Source organism: Pseudomonas sp. Irchel 3E13 (assembly GCF_900187455.1).
Lineage (GTDB): Bacteria > Pseudomonadota > Gammaproteobacteria > Pseudomonadales > Pseudomonadaceae > Aquipseudomonas.
In genome coordinates, this window is record NZ_FYDX01000030.1 from 22,840 (window position 1) to 36,164 (window position 13,325).

Below are 13,325 nucleotides of genomic sequence, written 5' to 3' on the forward strand. Positions count from 1 at the left end.
TCATGAGGCGCGCGGTGGATCATCACAGGAATCGTGACCATGAAATCCAAGTGCTATTGCACAGGGTGGCCCCTCGTGACCATCTTGGCGGCAAGCGTACTGGCCTTGCCGAGTCTCGCTGCTGCATTGACACTCGATGAAGCTTTGCAGCTGGCTGAAAACAATGCGCCGTCGCTGACTGCACAAGATGCAAAAATTCGTGCTGCCAATAGTGCAGCCATCCCAGCCGGGGAACTACCCGATCCCAAGTTGCTGGTAGGTATACAGAACTATCCCATTGGGGGGCCGGATCGCTGGAGCATCGATCAGGACTTCATGACCATGCAAATGGTCGGCGTGAGTCAGGAAATGCCGAACAGCGCCAAACGAAAAGCCCGGATCGAGGTTGCTGATGCAGCCATTGACCGCGCTGCCGCCGAGCGTCAGGTCGAACGTCTGAAGGTTCGTCAGGCCACGGCGCTGGCCTGGATCAGCAGCCATTCCGTTGAGCGTAAAGACGCGCTGTTCCAGGACTTCTATAGGGAAAACCGCCTGCTGGCCGATACTGTCCGCGCCCAAATTGCCGGTGGCCGCGCTCAACCTGCTGATGCCGTCACGCCCAGACAAGAGGCGGCACAATTGGAAGAGCAGCAAGACGATCTCATTCGTCAAAGAGCGCAAGCCCGAGCGGCCCTGAAGCGCTGGATTGGACCAGCCGCGAACGATAAACCTCTGGGCAGCTTGCCTGAATGGCCTGTAGAAGCCTCTGGTTACTCTCATAAGGTTCAACATCACCCAGAATTGGCTGCGTTTGCACCAATGACCCGCGAAGCGCAGGCCAGGGTCCGCGAGGCCGAAGCGGAAAAGCGGTCTGATTGGAGCTGGGAAGTCGATTACCAGCATCGCGGCCGAGAGTTCGGCGACATGGTCAGCGTGCAATTTTCATGGGATCTACCGCTGTTTCCTGACTCACGACAAAACCCCAAAATTGCAGCCAAGCACGCGGAACTCAACCAGCTTGAGGCTGAGCGTGAAGTCCTTTCACGCGAGCACACCCAGCAACTAGAAGATCAGGTGGCCGACTATGAGCGCCTGAATCGCGCCGTCCATCGATCCCAGAGCAGTCTGCTCCCTTTGGCTAAAGAAAGGGTCGAGCTCACTATGGCTAGCTATCGCGCCGGCAAGGGCGATTTGAACTCCGTCGTGGCCGCTCGGCGCGAGCTTATCGAAGCCCGACTCAAGCAGATTGATGTTGAAGAGCAGCGTGCTCTCACCAGCGCTCGCCTGTATTTCGCCTATGGGGAGTCCGCTCAATGATCTCTCGAACATGGAAAGGGGTTTTTGTTGTCAGCATCTCAATTGCTTTGGGAGTCGCCGGTGGTTACTGGTTGGCCCAACCGAGGGTGAGCGCAGTACCGGATGCAGCATCGGAGCAGAAGCCGAAGCCATCAGTCGATCGCAAGGTTCTGTATTGGTACGACCCCATGTACCCACAACAGAAATTCGATAAGCCGGGTAAGTCGCCCTTCATGGACATGGAGATGGTCCCTCAGTACGCGGATAGCAAGGGGGACAGCGCCACTGTTCGCATTGATCCAAGCCTGACCCAGAATCTTGGCGTGCGACTGGCGACTGTCAGTCGAGGTGTGTTTGATTCGAGTCTGGATGTTGTGGGTGTATTGACCTTCAACGAGCGCGACGTTGCCGTCATCCAGGCCCGTACGGCGGGTTTCGTCGAGCGTGTGTATGCCCGTGCTCCTGGCGATGTGATCAAAGCCAACGCCGCCTTGGCGGATATTCTTGTCCCGGAGTGGTCTGCGGCTCAGGAGGAGTTTCTCGCACTCAAGCGTAGTGGCGATGCGGGCTTGCTGGCAGCGGCTCGCCAGCGTTTGCGGCTCACCGGGATGCCGGTGGCATCGATTGCTCAAGTAGAGCGCAGTGGCAACGTCCAACCAAACCTGACCCTCACCAGCCCCATCAGTGGGGTGTTGCAAGAACTCGATGTGCGCGAAGGTATGACAGTGGCTGCCGGCGAAACACTGGCACGCGTGAATGGTTTGAGTAACGTCTGGCTGGCTCTGGCGGTCCCGGAGACTGAATCGGGGTCGATTCAGCTGGGGCAAGTGGCTGAGGCGCGTTTGCCCGCGTTCCCAGGCGTCGTGATCAATGGCGTGGTAAGCGCGATTCTTCCAGAAACCAATCCCGATAGTCGCACCCTTCGCGTGCGCGTCGAATTGCCTAACCCAGAAGGCCGTCTCAGGCCGGGTATGACTGCAAGAGTGAGCCTCAATCGCTCAACGGAGCAAAGTGTGCTGTGGGTGCCGAGCGAGGCGGTCATTCGCACCGGTCGACGTGCCCTAGTGATGCTCGCTGAAGAAGCCGGTCGCTATCGTCCCGTGGAGGTGCAACTCGGGCAGGAAGGCGATGGCAAGACTGCCATATTGAAAGGGTTGGAAGAGGGCCAGAAAGTGGTTAGCTCTGGCCAGTTCCTGCTCGACTCGGAGGCCAGTCTTAAGGGCATCGTGGCCACATCAGAGGAACCTTCACCCACCAGTGCAGCTGCCGCGGGTTTGCATGAAGCGGATGGGCAAATCGTTGAGATCAACGATAAAGAAGTCACTCTCGCTCACGGCCCTTTCAAGACGCTGGGCATGCCTGGCATGACGATGACGTTCCCGCTCGCCAATCCCGCTCTGATGCAGGGCCTTAAAACGGGCGACAAGGTCCAGATAGGTGTGAATCAGACCGACGACGGATTGCGTGTTGAGCGTCTGGACAAATCAGGGGGTCAGCCATGATTGCTGCCCTTATTCGTTGGTCAGTAACCAACCGATTCCTGGTGCTACTGGCGACGCTGTTTATCACGGCCTTGGGCCTTTGGTCGGTGCAGAGCACGCCCATTGATGCGCTACCAGACTTGTCCGATGTGCAGGTGATCATCCGCACCCCTTATCCGGGACAAGCACCCCAGATTGTCGAGAACCAGGTCACCTATCCGTTGGCCACCACCATGCTCTCAGTACCAGGTGCCAAGACGGTGCGTGGTTATTCCTTTTTCGGTGACAGCTTTGTCTATGTGCTTTTCGAAGACGGCACTGACTTGTACTGGGCTCGCTCGCGGGTGTTGGAGTATTTGAGCCAAGTACAAAGCCGCTTGCCGGCCAGCGCCAAGCCGGCGTTGGGGCCAGATGCGACTGGCGTAGGATGGATCTTCCAGTACGCGCTGGTGGATCGCACTGGCGGGCATGATCTGGCGCAGTTACGCGCACTTCAGGACTGGTTCCTCAAGTTTGAACTCAAGACCCTGCCCAATGTGGCGGAAGTGGCCACTGTGGGCGGCATGGTCAAGCAGTACCAGGTGCAGCTTGATCCGCTCAAACTGGCCAGCCTTGGTATTACGCAGGCCGAGGTGACCGAAGCGATCGGCAAGGCCAATCAGGAAACTGGTGGCGCGGTGCTGGAGATGGCAGAGACCGAGTTCATTGTGCGGGCATCCGGCTACTTGAAAACGCTCAATGATTTTCGGGCGATCCCACTCAAGCTGGGATCGGGCGGTGTGCCGGTGAACTTGGGCGATGTCGCCACGATCCAGTTGGGGCCGGAGATGCGCCGTGGCATCACCGAACTCGACGGTGAAGGCGAGACGGTCGGCGGCGTGGTAATTCTACGCAGCGGCAAGAACGCTCGCGAGACCATTGCGGCGGTCAAGACCAAACTCGACGAGTTGAAAAGCAGCCTTCCGGCCGGAGTGGAAATTGTCACCACCTACGACCGTGGGAAACTGATTGACCGCGCTGTTGAAAACCTCAGCCACAAGCTCATCGAAGAGTTCATCGTTGTCGCATTGGTTTGCGGGATCTTTCTTTGGCACCTGCGCTCCTCCCTGGTGGCTATTATTTCCCTGCCGGTCGGTGTACTGATGGCCTTTATTGTCATGCGCTACCAAGGGCTCAACGCCAACATCATGTCCCTGGGTGGGATAGCCATCGCCATCGGCGCCATGGTCGATGCTGCTGTGGTGATGATCGAAAACGCACACACGAAAGTTGAGGCATGGCACGTGGCCAATCCAGGTGAGGAACTGAATGGTGAACGTCATTGGCAGGTAATGACCGAAGCGGCGACTGAAGTTGGACCAGCCCTATTCTTCTGTTTGTTGATCATCACTCTTTCGTTCATTCCGGTGTTCACCCTGCAAGCGCAAGAGGGTCGGCTGTTCGGCCCGCTGGCTTTCACCAAGACCTACGCCATGGCTGCAGCAGCGGGATTGTCAGTGACCTTGGTGCCGGTTTTGATGGGCTACTGGATTCGGGGACGGATTCCTAATGAAAAAAACAACCCGCTGAGCCGCTGGCTCATCCGGATCTACCAGCCGGCTCTGGATGCAGTGCTGCGGCGACCGAGGATCACGCTGCTGGTGGCGGCGTTGGTGTTTTTTAGTGCGCTATGGCCAATGTCGCGCTTGGGGGGCGAGTTTCTTCCGCCTTTGAATGAGGGCGACCTGCTCTATATGCCTTCGGCGCTGCCCGGATTGTCCGCACAGAAAGCGGCGCAACTGCTGCAACAGACCGACCGCCTGATCAAAACCGTGCCGGAGGTCGAACATGTCTTCGGTAAAGCGGGACGTGCCGAAACTGCCACCGACCCGGCGCCGCTGGAGATGTTCGAAACCACTATCCAGTTCAAGCCACAGGAGCAATGGCGCCCAGGCATGACTCAGGAAAAACTGGTGGAAGAGCTGGACCGAGTCGTGCGAGTTCCTGGGCTGACGAATATCTGGATACCACCGATTCGCAACCGAATAGACATGCTGGCTACGGGGATCAAAAGTCCTATTGGTGTAAAGATTGCCGGCACCAACCTGACGGAAATCGATTCCGCGACTCAGGCGGTCGAGCGAGTGGCCAAGAGCGTACCCGGTGTCAGTTCGGCGCTGGCCGAGCGATTGACCGGTGGACGTTACATCGACGTGGATATCGACCGACAAGCCGCCGCCCGATACGGACTGAATATCGCCGATGTGCAGTCGATCGTGGCCGGCGCTATCGGCGGGGAAAATGTCGGTGAAACCATTGAAGGGCTTGCACGCTTCCCAATCAACGTCCGTTACCCTCGGGAGTGGCGGGATTCGCTTGGCGCTTTGGAGCAGTTGCCAATCTACACCCCGCTAGGCAGCCAGATCACCCTTGGCACAGTGGCGAAGATCAAGGTCAACGACGGGCCGCCGATGCTCAAAAGTGAAAACGCACGGCCTTCAGGCTGGGTGTACGTCGACGTGCGTGGCCGGGACATTGCCTCGGTAGTCGCCGATCTACGTCGGCTCGTCAGCGAGCAGGTCAAGTTGCAGCCCGGCATGAGCCTGAGCTACTCAGGTCAGTTCGAGTTTCTTGAGAGGGCAAATGCACGACTAAAACTGGTGGTCCCCGCCACGCTGCTGATCATCTTCGTCCTGCTTTACCTGACATTTGCACGCTTTGATGAGGCTTTGCTGATTATGGCCACGCTGCCATTCGCTCTCACGGGCGGAGCATGGTTTCTCTATCTGTTGGGATTCAACCTGTCGGTTGCCACCGGGGTCGGCTTTATCGCCCTGGCTGGAGTTTCTGCCGAATTTGGCGTGATCATGCTGCTCTACCTGAAAAATGCCTGGGCCGAGCGTCAAGAGCTCGGTGACAACACAGAACGCGGGTTGATGGCCGCGATTCGTGAAGGCGCTGTGCAGCGCGTTCGCCCCAAGGCCATGACCGTTGCGGTGGTTATCGCTGGTTTGTTACCAATACTTTTAGGAAGTGGTGCCGGCAGCGAGGTGATGAGCCGCATTGCCGCCCCGATGATTGGCGGTATGGTCACGGCGCCGTTGCTGTCGCTGTTCGTCATTCCGGCGGCCTATCACCTCATGCGCCGTCGACGCCTATCCGCTGAGCCTGGCAGGTACTAACGCGGAAAAAATGTGCAAAAGGGGCTGCGCTTGCAGCCTCGTTTGAGTTGCACATCTCGTTGTCATCAGTTCTACGCGCGGTATGTATCGAAATTAGCGAGTTTATGTACTTTGCATAAACTCGCTAATTTCGATACATACGCTGTGGTCAGTGCCACTCCCCACCAGCACTTGCTAGAAAAACGCCCGCTTCCATCACTGCGTTTCGATGAGCCAAAAAAAGCACCCTGCTCAAAGCCGACTCAGCATTCGTCACCCTGATATCTCTCTTGAAATTGAGGCAAATGACCTTAATATGATCTTATCTTGCCATCATCGTTTTCAATCATGGATGTTTCTCGGGGGGTAGGTCGGAATGGCAGAACAAGAAGACGCAAAGCCTGCGAGTGGGCGCTTTAATACGAATGATGAGACGAAGCGGATCGTATGGACACAGACCGCTGGTCATTGTGAACTGTGCGGCACAGATCTAACGTTCGACTATCGTGCCGGCAAGCCAATGAAATGGGGCGAAGTGGCGCATATCCTACCCGCCAGTCCCAAAGGCCCTCGGGGACGCGCGGATCATGATGCTGAGGCGCACACAAACGATACCGCTAATCTGATGCTCCTGTGCCCAGGTTGTCATGACAAAATTGATCGTGACGCAGATGGGTATCCTGAAAATGATTTGAGTGGTTTACACCAAGCGTACCTGGAACGCATCCGACTCGCCGCAACGACCCCCGATGGTGGTAGAGCCATTCCTCTCATCGTCCAAAGTCAGCATTTTCAGACAATCAACGATATTCCCGTTCGCGATCTGTTGACTGCGATGTCCGCCGAGGGATTAACCGCCTTCGATCAAGGCATCAAAATCACTTTCCCTGCGCCAGGACCACGCGGCCGCGACACTACCTATTGGCAGAACGTCAAAGACAGCATCCAGTATGAGCTGGAACAGCAACTCAAGCGTCGCGGCGGTACCTACGGCGACTCGCCCGCGCTGGCAGTAGTCGGCTTGGCCGACATCCCGGCTTTGATGATGCTGGGCCAGAGTATCGGCGACCGTTCCAAGCGCTTGATCTTCTCCTTTCACCGCGAACATCGTTTGCGCTGGCCCGATCAGTCCGCTGAGCCGCCCGTTTTTTTGTTTACACCTCCCCCCGAAGGCGACGGGCCACTGGCGCTGGTGCTTTCCATTTCTGCGCAAGTCCCAGTTCGCGACGTGACCGACGCTCTGCCGGGTGCACGTATTGCAGAGCTGTCGATCCCAGAACCAAGCTATGCGATGGTACAGAACCGTCGAGTGATTCATGCCTTTCGCGACGCACTTCAAATACGACTGAGTCAGCTTGAAGCTCTGACTCCTGAACCTATCCACGTCTTCGCCGCTATTCCTGCGGCATTGGCCATCGAGTTTGGCGCGTTGCTCACAACGCAGCATCAACATACGTACCTGATCTTCGATCGGGACAAAGAAAACCAGGATCGGTTTACGCAAACACTGCAATTGGGCTCGGTGGCCCAGGAGGCTAGGTAAATGCTATTGAGCAACGAACAGACCAAGCGCAGCAGTTGGGAATATTTTCTGCTTCGCGCCGCGCGGGAAATCTCGCTGTCGGAAGCGCAGTACGAAAAAATAAATGACCGCTACTCCCAACTGGAAAAAATCCTCTCGGCTTCCGACAACCCGCTGCTCGCTGAGGCCCATATCTTCGTTCAAGGCTCGATGCGGCTGAAAACGACCATCAAGCCAATCCCCGGCGCGCCTGCGGATCTGGACACCATTGATGCGGACGCGATTATCTGGCTCCCTCACGCTCAAGGCGCTAGTGCGAAGGAAGTTCTAGAGGCGATTGAGCAGCGTTTTAGGGAAGGCTCCCGCGTTCAGGAAGAAGTTAAACAATTACGTCGGGGCATCCGCATCGTTTATGCCGACGAAAATCCAGGCTTCCACATCGACGTCACGCCCGCCCGCGCGATCAACGGAAATGGCGAAGCCAACGGCGAGGGTAAGTTGGAGGTTCCGGATCGGGTCACAGGGTGGAAAGCAAGCAGCCCTATCCCTTACTCGAATTGGTTACAGGTTGCTTCTGCCCAGGAAATCTCTCTAGAAAGCTTGGTAGTTGCCAAGAGCCAGCGGATGCTCGATGCCGCGACGCAAGATCCTTTGCCGCATTATCAGGATTACATCGATCAAGATCCCCTGCGTGCGACTATAAAGCTGCTCAAGCGGCATCGCGATGAATGGGCCATCAACACAAGGAGCGCTGATACTCGCCCCATATCCGCTGTCATAACCACTTTGGCGACTCACGCATACCTGGATGTCGTGAAGGAATCGCAGTCGAAGCCTTTGGCGCCGCTCGATGCAATTTTGGAAATCGTTCGCAGAATGCCGCAGCACATCGCGCAAAGAGGTAGCGATTGCTTTGTCTGCAACCCAGCCGATAACGGCGAAAACTTTGCAGAGAAGTGGAATCGACCGGGCGAGGGGCAAGGTTATCGCCAAGCATTTGCCAGGTGGCATGCGGACGCCAGTGCATCTGTGTCTTTGGGTTTGGAAAGTTTTGAATCCAACGATTCCTTTGCCGAGGCAGTGAAAAAGAATTTCGGTATTGCACCGGCGCTCATTACGGCAGTGAACAATGAGATCCCTGCGAATTGGACCATGCCCGGCCGACCGGATGGCACTACTCGAAACTCTGCTTCGATGGGTTCGCTGTTCGGAGGGGCCAGCGGTGGCGGAACCTCTCAGTCGAGCGTAAAGCCAGTTGGACGCCTTGGCTGATCCTATTACGACGCTATTGCAGCGCGGAATCGCCGCACTGCGAATTACCCTAGGTCAGGACGCTGCCGATGCATTGCTCCAGCCCGCCCCCATGCGGGCTGACGAAGCGGCGTCCTTTTTCTTTCCCTTGCCCATCGATTACACGGGACAGGAGCGGCGACTGCGTATTGGTTTCCCCTCCAACTTTCCCCGTGGGCTTTTGCGGCTGAACGTCGAACCCTCTCCATGGCTGGTTTGGCCGCATGCCACCAAGTCGGGGCTCTGCCTTCATGGCTTTCAGGAACGCCCCATCATGGGCTCTCCGGAAGTTGTGGTAGAGGACAGCCTTGCTCGCTTGGCCCAGATCGTTTCGTTGTCAAAGATGGGATCAAGCCAGGCAACGCGCGATATCGAATTTCAGAATGAGATCACTACCTACTGGTCTTTTCAGCACGGTCAGTCTTTCCAGAACCTCTTACTGTTGGATCGGCCTCAGGCTGCCTCGCAGTTGTTTGCGCTCAGCGATCCGCGCCGGGCTGTGCCATCCGGTCAGGAAACGGTTTGGTTAGCATCGAACGTAGCTGCACTCAAAGGGCATTACCGACGGGTTGTCGGGCGTTCCGCTGTCATTCGCGCGGCCGAAACTCCCGGTTTTTACGTCAAGCTTCAGAATTATCCGGATATCCGCACCCCGGATCCAGAAGATCTATTGCCGTGGCTAACGCCCCACCTTCAACCAGACGATGCCGAGCAATTGCTGGCATGGTTTGAGCAGCATGGAACGTTGGCAAGTCGATGGATTGTTCTGGAGCTTCCTGGGGGGACGGATGCTCCAACTTATTGCCTCAATGTACGCTCGCTTGGCGTACAGCAGGAGCGGGGGGCAAAGTTTGGCTTGCGTACAGCGCGCCGCCGGCCAGCTATCGCAAATGCACATCCTCCGGCGCTCGTCCGGGCAACTGCCCTGGACGTGCTTGATCGAGCGTCCATTCTGTCCCGCGATATAAGCGGCACTGCCCAGCACCTTGAAAGTGCTCGGGTAGTTTGCGTTGGTGTTGGCTCGTTAGGCAGTGCGGTGGCAATACAGTTGGCACGATCCGGTGTCGGCCACCTCACCCTCATCGATCCTGACACCTTGGTATCAGCCAATCTGGGGAGGCATGTTCTTGGAGCGGATAGCCTAGGGAGACTGAAAGCCTCAGCGTTGAGGGACAAGATTTTGTTAGATCTTCCGACGACAGAATGCACCGCTTATTCGACTTTTGCCGAAGTGGTGATGAGCAGCAAACCAGAAGTGTTCGATAACGCAGATCTGGTGGTGATCACGACAGCAGATTGGCAGTCGGAGGTCACTGTATGGCGAGCGAAATCCAGCGGCGCTCCTTGGGGGCTCTTACAAGCCTGGAGCGAACCGTATACCCAGGTAGGTCATGCGCTATTCGCACCAGCCGGTACGTTTGATGGCCGTCATCTATTCACGAACGTCGGCGATTTCTTGCATAGATTTACAGAGTGGCCGGGAGGAGGTGTTGTTCCACTACCCGCCTGTGGGGAGAGCTTTATCCCAGGCGGCTCGCTGGGGATGACCAATATCGCCTCTATGGTGTCGCACACGGCCCTTCGCGCATTGACTGGCAACATCGCAACTGCATCTTGGGTCAGCAGCATTTACAGACCTGAAGATGTGCTGAGCCTGGGAGGCAAATACCTTGGGCCCAAACTGCCAGAGGGGGCGCAGCAAATCCTACTCGAGCGTGGATGGCCGGAAGATAAGGACGAAACGGTATGACGGATATCGCATGGCGCTGGCGATGGCCGGAGGTGAATACCGAGCTATTGGTGTCCCAAGCTGTCGCGAACATCTTCGATAGTCATCGGCAGGGCCTTTTTGGCGTGGAGCGAGGGGGACAGTTATTCGTCAATCCGGTTGATCCGAAAGGTCTGCTGTTGGCCTTGGCCACGGTGCCTCATCGCGCCGATCGGTCAGGTTGGTCTTGGCTAGAGTTGGATGCGGAGCGGTGCCGTCAGGAGATCAGGGCTGCCAACGAACAAGGGTTACGTCTGGTGGGCTACTGGCATACACACCCCCAATCCGTTCCGGTGATCTCTCCGGCAGATATCGGAAGTTTCTCCAAATTTGCTGCACGTTACACGCAGGATTTGCCGCACCCGATAGCCGTTATTGTCGGCAAGTCCGAAAAACCTGAAGGTATCAAGGCGTGGTCGTTCAGGGACGGCAGATATGTTGAGGCAGCCTGGGTCAGATGAGCTTTAAGTCCGTGAGGTGGAAGGCAGGTCAGCGTTTATCTTTACCCGCTAGCATCAGGGCGAAGAGCTCTGCCTGAAAGCGGGCATCATCCAATGCGTTATGGTTCGGCTCGCTGAGTGGCTTCAGCGCAGCGGTCATTTTGGATGATTTTGTTTCCTGCCAGCTGCAACCTAAAGCGCCCATAAAGTAGGCCTTCATGTCGATGGCGGTAAAACCAAAGGGGTTGGTTTCCAGGTATTTGTGGAAGTAGTAATTGACGAATGACCAGTCAAACGGCGCATTGAGTCCTACGAAAATGACCTTTTGCCCCGTTTGGCAGGACGATTTCAGCCACTGATCAAATGTCAGCATCGCCTGTTGCGGAGCGAGGCCATCACGCTCCAGATTCTCCAGAATCAGCCCCGATACTGCCAGCGCTTCGGGGTCGTGTTTCGGACTGTCAGGTCGTAGTTCAAGATAGATGGACGTTTCAGGTTGGGCTACAAGACAAGCTCCAATGGAAAGCAGACTGTATTCGCCTGGTATAGGTCCAGACGTCTCGACATCGACGGAAACATAAAGCTCATCAGGGTGCATGTCATATCCTTTCGTGTAGTTACCTGATCACGCTCAGGCTTAGCCATGTGAAGGTGGAAAGGCAGGTATAGCCGTTGACCCATTTTTTGCCCTTTCACTCGTTATCCGGCGTTCGAGCAGCGGCAGTGCCTGTCTGTCAGCGGTTGCCCATTCCTTTGGTCAGCTCTGCGCCCAGGCATAATGATGTGTGTCATTCTGATGGCGGATGAGGGCCGGACGATCATGAGTGAAACCGAGCGTTGGATAGTCAAGTGCCAAAAAACTGAGGACGGTACTGGCGACATCATCATCGATCTGCCTCAAGAGTTGCTTGACCAAATGAGGTTAGGTGTTGGGGACGACCTGGAGCTAACCGTAGCGAATGGCACACTAGTGCTTACGCCCGTGCACAACGCAACATCATTGCGGCCCATGGTTTCTGGCGTCCTGCGTCAGGATGTCTATCATGCTTACCGCATGCGTCTGGAGAGGCTTCTTCATATCTCTGTCAATGCCTCGGATCTGGACATTCACGACATGATAGTAGCTGGCTTCTCGGTCAGCCTGATCAAAATGCTTTGTGATGATGGAACCTTAAGCGACGAAGAGCGCGACAGAATCATTCAACCCAAAACGCTAAAAACAAAACTGTCAGCCAATCAGCTCTTAACCCTGCCTGAGAGCGATCGCCTTTTCCGGTTTGTACATATTACCGCCATGGCCGAGGTGATCTTCGGTGACAAAGTTAAGGCCAAACAATGGCTTTCCAAACCCAAAGCCCGCTTTTTGGGAGAAAGCCCATCGTCGATGGTTGCTACAACCTTTGGCACACATCTAGTCGAAGAAATGCTGATTCAAGTGTCGGAGGGCATGTCATTTTGATTCAGCCGCAGCCAAACGGCGTCTACCGCTCCTTGAGTAACATGGATTTCAGGCGCCTATACCGGCGTCGCCTTGCCGATACGGCATCCACGGGCATCCATTGAAGCACTAGGTTTCACTCACATCGGCACGTACCGTTGAGAAAGATACACGCACGGCAATGGCATAGCTGGGTACTGGCGCAAACCACTTTATCGGGTGGCAGCTCGATAGAAATCATCCCGTTCAGTGAGATGAAGGGAGAAGACGAAACAGCCATGAGGTCACCCTGCTGCTATCCGTCGGCATCGGAACCTGGTGATCCGCTAGCAGCTAAGCTGAGTGATGCTTCTCGTTCGAATCGGTTTTTTTAATCGGCAGGAGGTAGTCATGAATTTGGCAGATTATATTTCAGTGCTTTCTGATGGTGAGAAAATAGACGGATGCCAACTCACCACACCAGATGCTGTAGCGCTCGCCCGCCTGCATTTCCCTTCCCGTGCCTATTGTCTTGTTGCTGATTGGGCAATATTGGATCTCGACGTCACAACAAGTCAGCTGAAAGCCATTAAGGACAGGGAGCTAATTCCTGCTCTCGTTTACGCTTCGACCGTTATCCAAGATAGTAAAGGTCGCTTCGCACCTGGTGATTGGGTCAAAACAACACTGGGTGTTTCTTTCACCCACAACTGCCTGTTTCCAACAAAAAACACAGTTTATGTGCTGATGGGGGCCGGTCGAAGGTTGCGTACAGATTTAGACATCGCACTGAGCCTGTGCTGAAAAACTCACTCCCACACAGGTGAGTGGCAAGTCGCGCTCGCATAGCGTTTCGGCATGAATGTGAATCGCCCCTGGTTTCCTAGACACTCTCCAAGCTCAGGAAATAGCGTTTCTCATACTCTACTGGAGACAGCTGCATAGCACTGCTGTGTCGGCGTTTAGGGTTATAGAACATCTCGATGTAATCG

The 13,325-nt window shown here is 55.7% G+C and carries 11 protein-coding genes; 9 read left to right on the forward strand and 2 right to left on the reverse strand.

What is annotated here, in order from left to right:
- Nucleotides 1-39: 39 nt before the first annotated feature.
- From CKW37_RS31815 to CKW37_RS31845, 7 genes are all read left to right on the forward strand, one after another.
- Nucleotides 40-1,296 carry a TolC family protein gene (locus CKW37_RS31815; protein WP_095160029.1) on the forward strand — a complete coding sequence of 419 codons (1,257 nt, stop codon included), beginning with the start codon at nucleotides 40-42 and terminating at the stop codon, nucleotides 1,294-1,296.
- Nucleotides 1,293-2,777, forward strand: coding sequence for an efflux RND transporter periplasmic adaptor subunit (locus CKW37_RS31820; protein ID WP_070411939.1), 1,485 nt, complete (start codon nucleotides 1,293-1,295; stop codon nucleotides 2,775-2,777). Before CKW37_RS31815 ends, CKW37_RS31820 begins: the two co-directional genes overlap by 4 nt.
- Nucleotides 2,774-5,917 carry an efflux RND transporter permease subunit gene (locus CKW37_RS31825; protein ID WP_070411938.1) on the forward strand — a complete coding sequence of 1,048 codons (3,144 nt, stop codon included), beginning with the start codon at nucleotides 2,774-2,776 and terminating at the stop codon, nucleotides 5,915-5,917. Before CKW37_RS31820 ends, CKW37_RS31825 begins: the two co-directional genes overlap by 4 nt.
- A gap of 355 nt (nucleotides 5,918-6,272) precedes the next feature.
- Entirely contained in the window at nucleotides 6,273-7,439 is a 1,167-nt protein-coding gene (locus CKW37_RS31830; RefSeq protein WP_095160030.1) for an SAVED domain-containing protein, read from the forward strand.
- The gene (locus tag CKW37_RS31835) at nucleotides 7,440-8,690 is read left to right on the forward strand and encodes a nucleotidyltransferase (protein ID WP_060480364.1); all 1,251 of its coding nucleotides are present in this window, start codon (nucleotides 7,440-7,442) and stop codon (nucleotides 8,688-8,690) included.
- A complete protein-coding gene (locus CKW37_RS31840; RefSeq protein ID WP_070411936.1) occupies nucleotides 8,674-10,458 on the forward strand; it encodes a ThiF family adenylyltransferase in 1,785 nt (594 codons plus the stop codon). The genes CKW37_RS31835 and CKW37_RS31840 overlap by 17 nt, the downstream gene beginning before the upstream one ends.
- A complete protein-coding gene (locus tag CKW37_RS31845) occupies nucleotides 10,455-10,937 on the forward strand; it encodes a Mov34/MPN/PAD-1 family protein (RefSeq protein WP_034115605.1) in 483 nt (160 codons plus the stop codon). The genes CKW37_RS31840 and CKW37_RS31845 overlap by 4 nt, the downstream gene beginning before the upstream one ends.
- A 28-nt stretch (nucleotides 10,938-10,965) precedes the next feature.
- Here CKW37_RS31845 and CKW37_RS31850 read toward each other — a convergent pair whose 3' ends face one another.
- Nucleotides 10,966-11,514 (reverse strand): 3'-5' exonuclease, encoded by a 549-nt coding sequence (locus CKW37_RS31850; RefSeq protein WP_070411935.1) that lies wholly within the window; start codon nucleotides 11,512-11,514, stop codon nucleotides 10,966-10,968.
- A gap of 222 nt (nucleotides 11,515-11,736) precedes the next feature.
- On the opposite strand from CKW37_RS31850, the gene CKW37_RS31855 reads away from it, so the two are divergent.
- Nucleotides 11,737-12,375 (forward strand): antitoxin Xre/MbcA/ParS toxin-binding domain-containing protein, encoded by a 639-nt coding sequence (locus CKW37_RS31855; RefSeq protein ID WP_231740518.1) that lies wholly within the window; start codon nucleotides 11,737-11,739, stop codon nucleotides 12,373-12,375.
- A 369-nt stretch (nucleotides 12,376-12,744) separates the two neighbouring features.
- Nucleotides 12,745-13,137, forward strand: coding sequence for a hypothetical protein (locus tag CKW37_RS32720; protein WP_070411934.1), 393 nt, complete (start codon nucleotides 12,745-12,747; stop codon nucleotides 13,135-13,137).
- A 79-nt stretch (nucleotides 13,138-13,216) separates the two neighbouring features.
- On the opposite strand, the gene CKW37_RS31860 is transcribed toward CKW37_RS32720, so the two are convergent.
- The coding region (locus CKW37_RS31860) for an IS3 family transposase (RefSeq protein WP_135192744.1) at nucleotides 13,217-13,325 on the reverse strand (109 nt) is incomplete at its 5' end.

Bases quoted from the DNA above. Each gene is read 5' to 3' on its own strand.
- CKW37_RS31815 (WP_095160029.1), top strand. From the start codon at position 40: ATGAAATCCAAGTGCTATTGCACAGGGTGGCCCCTCGTGACCATCTTG.
- CKW37_RS31855 (WP_231740518.1), top strand. From the start codon at position 11,737: ATGAGTGAAACCGAGCGTTGGATAGTCAAGTGCCAAAAAACTGAGGAC.
- CKW37_RS31835 (WP_060480364.1), top strand. From the start codon at position 7,440: ATGCTATTGAGCAACGAACAGACCAAGCGCAGCAGTTGGGAATATTTT.
- CKW37_RS31850 (WP_070411935.1), bottom strand. From the start codon at position 11,514: ATGCACCCTGATGAGCTTTATGTTTCCGTCGATGTCGAGACGTCTGGA.
- CKW37_RS31820 (WP_070411939.1), top strand. From the start codon at position 1,293: ATGATCTCTCGAACATGGAAAGGGGTTTTTGTTGTCAGCATCTCAATT.
- CKW37_RS31825 (WP_070411938.1), top strand. From the start codon at position 2,774: ATGATTGCTGCCCTTATTCGTTGGTCAGTAACCAACCGATTCCTGGTG.
- CKW37_RS32720 (WP_070411934.1), top strand. From the start codon at position 12,745: ATGAATTTGGCAGATTATATTTCAGTGCTTTCTGATGGTGAGAAAATA.
- CKW37_RS31830 (WP_095160030.1), top strand. From the start codon at position 6,273: ATGGCAGAACAAGAAGACGCAAAGCCTGCGAGTGGGCGCTTTAATACG.
- CKW37_RS31845 (WP_034115605.1), top strand. From the start codon at position 10,455: ATGACGGATATCGCATGGCGCTGGCGATGGCCGGAGGTGAATACCGAG.